Source organism: Alicyclobacillus acidiphilus NBRC 100859 (assembly GCF_001544355.1).
Classification (GTDB): domain Bacteria; phylum Bacillota; class Bacilli; order Alicyclobacillales; family Alicyclobacillaceae; genus Alicyclobacillus; species Alicyclobacillus acidiphilus.
In genome coordinates this window covers 1-5302 of sequence record NZ_BCQI01000110.1, presented here as the reverse complement: position 1 = coordinate 5302, position 5302 = coordinate 1, and the positions used below count along the sequence as shown (strand labels likewise).

6 protein-coding genes are annotated in these 5302 nt (G+C 46.2%); 3 read left to right on the top strand and 3 right to left on the bottom strand.

Features of this window, described 5'->3' with window-relative positions:
- Both AAC01S_RS18000 and AAC01S_RS17995 read right to left on the bottom strand, forming a co-directional pair.
- Nucleotides 1-391 (bottom strand): YbaK/EbsC family protein (locus tag AAC01S_RS18000; protein WP_067625752.1); only part of this gene is annotated, 391 nt, incomplete at its 3' end.
- A gap of 99 nt (nt 392-490) precedes the next feature.
- Complete coding sequence (locus AAC01S_RS17995; protein ID WP_067621149.1) at nt 491-673, bottom strand: hypothetical protein; 183 nt, start codon at nt 671-673, stop codon at nt 491-493.
- Between the two features lie 634 nt (nt 674-1307).
- Here AAC01S_RS17995 and AAC01S_RS17990 point away from each other — a divergent pair.
- Nucleotides 1308-1685, top strand: coding sequence for a hypothetical protein (locus AAC01S_RS17990; protein ID WP_067625749.1), 378 nt, complete (start codon nt 1308-1310; stop codon nt 1683-1685).
- A 303-nt stretch (nt 1686-1988) separates the two neighbouring features.
- Here AAC01S_RS17990 and AAC01S_RS17985 read toward each other — a convergent pair whose 3' ends face one another.
- Entirely contained in the window at nt 1989-2558 is a 570-nt protein-coding gene (locus AAC01S_RS17985; protein WP_083511958.1) for a RelB antitoxin-like protein, read from the bottom strand.
- Between the two features lie 1226 nt (nt 2559-3784).
- Here AAC01S_RS17985 and AAC01S_RS17980 point away from each other — a divergent pair.
- Together AAC01S_RS17980 and AAC01S_RS17975 are read left to right on the top strand one after the other, a co-directional pair.
- A complete protein-coding gene (locus AAC01S_RS17980; protein ID WP_067625746.1) occupies nt 3785-4258 on the top strand; it encodes a hypothetical protein in 474 nt (157 codons plus the stop codon).
- A gap of 442 nt (nt 4259-4700) precedes the next feature.
- Nucleotides 4701-5162: a DUF4365 domain-containing protein gene (locus AAC01S_RS17975; protein ID WP_174520862.1), complete on the top strand. Its 462-nt coding sequence runs from the start codon at nt 4701-4703 to the stop codon at nt 5160-5162.
- The last annotated feature ends 140 nt before the right edge of the window (nt 5163-5302 follow it).

Here is a 5302-nt window from a genome sequence, read left to right as displayed (position 1 = left end):
CCCAGATGGTGTTGTACTGAAAGAGGTCTTCGTCAATAATGGTGGTGATGGTCTCCTTGTTACCGAGCGGCGGAACTCCGCCTATGACGAATCCTGTGCGTTCACGAACGAAATCCGCATCAGCTTTCATCAGTTTGTCATTTAGCTGATTAGAAAGAGATTTCTCATTGACGCGATTGACCCCACTGGCAACCACTATTGAGGGGCTGTCGGAGTTCTTCGAACGGAAGATGACGGACTTCGCAATCTGAGCCACTTCACAGCCAATGGCATCTGCGGCATCCTGATCGGTTCGCGTGCGGTCGGGTAATTCCACCACCTTATTCGTGTACCCCAGTTCCAACAACCTGTTCTGTACTCGTTCTACACTTTCTTTCACTTGGTTCGCCATGTCAGTTCGCTCCCAGCATCTATAATGCACCCAACTTGAATATTCGCTATAGATGTTCGGCTCTGCCCCGTTCAATCCCTACACCCGTGTATTCTGCCTTTAATCCTGCTCTTCTCGCTCTTTCATCCAGTTATTCCTCAGAATCTCCTCCGTCCGTTCTTCTCTTGCCGCTTTCAAGTCCAAAACGAAGTCACCATTATCTTCAGGCTTATCAAAAAATCCATAGAGTTCATTGGCAGTGAGGAGCTTCACAACTTCCCCTGCTATTCGCTTTTCATACATGGATTTATCCCCTTTTCCCAGGGAAGGCGGGCAAAGAAACGCCTACTCCCTGCTCATAGTCCCCTGATATGACAAAAAAGGCGGCATCTCGCCACCCTCGCACAAATCTTTTTTCAGCCCCACTTCAATCCAACGGCAGGGGATCTCCGCTTCTATTGCTCCCAGATGATTCAACCTGGGTTCCTACGCTTAACGGTGGTAGGTCACACGGCTTTTTATAAAGTGGTAGAGATTTTCCAAGAGAGCGAAAAAACCTCCATCCCTTTTTCTCCTGGTCTCTATCTCGCGCCTGTGCACCATATTCTCGGTTTAAACTCTCCGTGGTACGCAGGGAGCCTTGCAACTGGAGCATAGCATATGGGTGGGATGAAAGAAAGGGGTTCGGGCGGAGGATTTCAAGGGACGGAATTCGTATCAGGTTCCAAAGACACAAACAAAACGGTTTATGAAAATGGAAACGTTTATGTATCCATAACTTGCGACATTTATGTATACACTTCATTAACCCTGTTCAGTTCAACCCCATCTTCTGCCCTTACCGCTCTCCGCCCTCGAACACCGTCCGACATTTTTTCGGCTGACCAAATCGTGGCATCGTGATAAATTGGGATCAAACCAAAAATGGAGTGATTCCATGCCTCGTACAATCGAACTTGGCGAAGATACACTGACGATTCGTTTATCGGTCTTGACGAGTATCGCGTCGTTTAAGCGCAAAATCGTGATTCCGTACAAGTTCATTGCAAGAGTGGAGACCGTCGCACCGAACTTACAATCGCTCATTCGGTTAGGTGGTACTTCCATCGGAGATATTCAGGAAGGACACTTCTGGCACGGAGAGGATTGGTACTTCCTGTCTTATGAACATCCTGACAAGGTTATTTCACTCACGTTGAACGATTACTACATCGGGGATCGTCTGTATAAAGTCATCGTTGTCGGTGTGGAAAACCCTCAAGAAATGAAAACTATGATTGAAGCGAGGCTTGAAGACACCAACAATAAGAACTGAACCTTTGTTAAAAGGTAAATGTAATCTGAAATGGGGCACGAAATGTTTCATTAACCTGAACCATAAATGTTTACATTTGTCGAATACCTATGAGCCCGTATCATCAATTTTCCTGATCTTTACCCCGTCATATCTACCGCATCCTCAGGCGCTTCCCGACTGGGAAAAAGCAAGTTATTGAGGGTCAAGGAGGTGATAGTTTCAGAGGAAACAAATCAAATTCCAGAACAACAAACGAAAATGTTTACGAAACTTTAAACTTAAATGTATACATTTACACAACCTCTTCTTTTTTGAACCACCTCAGTTTTTGTCCTCCTGCGCTTTCAAGATAGCGTTGTTATCCTCGATAACTTTTCCGAAGTGGCGCGCCTTGTTCTTCTCGACGTAATCCACCACACTCCTCAGTAAACTGTCTCCTTCGCCCTGTTTTTCCCCGTCCCCCTGGTCATCGCCATGCAACAAAGATGCAACCGATGCCACATCGTCTTCGAGCGAAACGCGGACGACGTATGGAAAATGGGGTCGAGTATTAGGTGCGTTAAAATACCGAGAGAAATCGCTCAAGTAGTCGTTCGCATATTCAATCAGTTGATTCGCCAGATTCAATCGCAACTCTTCCACCGTCGCACCATCCGCCACAATAGACTCGATTTCGCAAATAGAGCCAGCGAAGCGTCCATCTTCATCAACCTCGTATTCGTATTTGAGTGGATAGGTGGTTAGTAACTCCCGCATCTGATCCAGAGATAAGGCGATGATGACATCTCCATCCCGTTTTACAGCCTGTGGCTTGCCACCAACTACCGCATCGATAAAATCATCAAAATTCGATACAACTTCTGTCGTACTCACTACGCCTTGCAGTAGCATCGGCCATCACCCTCCAATCCCTTTGGGCCTCTTCATTCGCCTTGGAACTGCAACATGGTGGCGAACCTATAAAATGCCTGATGACGATCTGCCCAACGTGTCCGCATTAAAGCTGGATCACTGCCGACAAACGCATAGGTCACATGGGTCATGCCACGCCCTTAACGCGCATGCGGTTTGTCCAATGCGCTTCTGTGGAATTCATTTCACTGTTTACTCAATCGTTCAAGCCTGTCCATCGTGATGGTTTGCATCCATAAAAACCTTTGGATTTTGTGCAAAAAGTTCAACACGTCCGCACTTCGGACAAAGGTAAGCATCAACAGCCGAAGACTTTCTCTTAGTGAAAGGTCCACCCTTCTTCGATTCCTCCAAAATGATCGTTCCTGAACCAGAATTCACCCACACATTTACAAGTGGTTCACCGCAAGCCCCACATTGTCTGTCCATACTATCCCCCACTCATCTGTCCCCAATGGGCGTCGTCGTAGCATTTTTGAGTCAGGTGGCCGTGATACAGCTTTTCGTTTTAGCATATCATACGGGATTAAGCAATGCGGTTATGTTCCAAGCATCAAGAGACTTTGATGATATCCGACGGATTGATTCCATCAATCCTGAAAATTTTCCGTTGTTCACAGCAAAAGCGGATGTCAGAAAGGAGTCCTACGCCGTTTCAACCTCATGCCCTATCTGTTAGCCTTTTGCCCTGCGCTTCCTTCATCCATTTAGTCCGTAAAATATTCGTCTCCCGCATTGCCTATCACCTCTCCCCAGGAAGGATGGCAAAGAAGTACCTATTCACCGTTCGTCAATCCCCTATATCAAAAAAGCGGGATTCCGCCACCCTGTTGAAACGCACCTGTGCGCCATATTCTCGGTTTAACCTCTCCGTGACGCATGGGGAGGAGCCTTGCAACTGGAGCATAGCAGATGGTGGAGAGTGGATCAACCGAATTCGGTCAAGGGTTTCGGTCGGTGGATTTCGAGGAAAAAATACAAATCATATTCCAAAAACACAAACAAACCCGTTTATGAAAATGGAAACGTTTATGTATCCATAATCTAAAACATTTTTGGATACATTTCTTGAACCCTATTCAACTCTACCCAATCTTCTGCCCTCACCGTTCTCCGACCTCGAACGCCGTCCGACATAAAAACGGCTGACCAAATCTTGACACCGTGATAGATTGGGATCAAACAAAAAAGGAGGAATGAATGAATTGACCAAAGAGATTTCGATTTTCATTGGATTTCGGCACGAGGGAACGGTAATAGGTTGCACATGGAAGCCGTATGAGAATGAATACCCAGAACGACGATCCAAGGTTTTAGACATGATTGAACATGCGGATATTCATTATGCCAGAGATATCTATGACCATATAGAATGGACACCATTTAGCGGAACCATTGAGATTGGTGATGGGATTTTCCTCATCGATCTGTTCAAACGCGGTGTTGATGGTTACGTAAGAAGCCAAAGGGAAATTTTGAAATTCCTTTATAAAAAACGACCTCACCGAGTCCAAGAGAGGTTGGCAGAACGAGTAAAATATCGGGATGGCAAAACGATGATTCTCTTGGAAGAATCGGCACAAATCTTCAATGATGGCGAATTCGATAAGGCATTCATCTTTGACCTGGATACCAACTGCGTAGAGGTAATCGAAAATCGTCCTATCCCCGTGTCATAACTGGCGAGGGAGCAAGAATTTCTGGAACAAGACGTAGAGGTGTCTCGTCGCCGTGTGGATCAACGTACTTCCCGCCTGTTCATAAACAGCTCCCATGTTTCTTATACCGAGGCTCCAGTGATGGGGTCTCAGCTCTGTTTGAGGGAGGATCGGGTCAAGGATAGTCGAAGAGGGGTCATCATCTTCATCAAATGATTTACGTTGTTCTTGGTGTTCATCAATGCAAGGAACAAGAGCAAGATAAACGGAAAGGCAGATTACTAATCCGATTGTCATAGCACATGAAATAAAGGATCTCAACGACATAATTGATCATAAAATGGACGAAGACACGGAACGAGTTATAGGGTGGGCAGGGATGACTGGGTCTATGCGGAAGCCATATAGCAGGCGGTCAGGGAGTCTTACCACCCACCAGCAATCTGACAACCGAGGTGCGCTTATGCCGAACACGAACTGGAATGATCTGTCCCCTCTCCAATTGGGTAGATACGCCGAATACTTCGCCAAAATGGAATTTGCTTCATATGGGCTGAAGGTCTATACACCAGAAGTCGATGACCATGGTGTTGACTTCATTGTTAGAGACAGAAAAGGACGGTTCTGCGAGATCCAGGTCAAGTCCCTACGGGGCAAGGGATATGTGTTTACGCCGAAAAGCAAGTTCGACATCAGCAACAAGAACTTGTACCTGACACTGCTGATATTTGAACACGGCAAACTCCCCGACATCTTCTTAATCCCGTCGCAAGCTTGGGAAGTTCCGAACGATGTTTTTGTGGACAGGAATTATGACAAACCTGGTCAGACCAGCAAACCCGAATATGGAATCAATATCTCTCAGCGCAATTACGGAATTCTGGAGATATTCAAGTTCGACGAGACGATCAAAGATTTTGTGTAGGGTACCATTAACAAGTGAGTGCGTTTACTGCCCCTCTGGTTTATCCTGTTGGGTAACGGCGACTTCTTCGACCTCATAAGCGTCAAGATCAACACCCGCAGATATAGCTCGATAGAATACGGTTGCACCGATAATGAGGC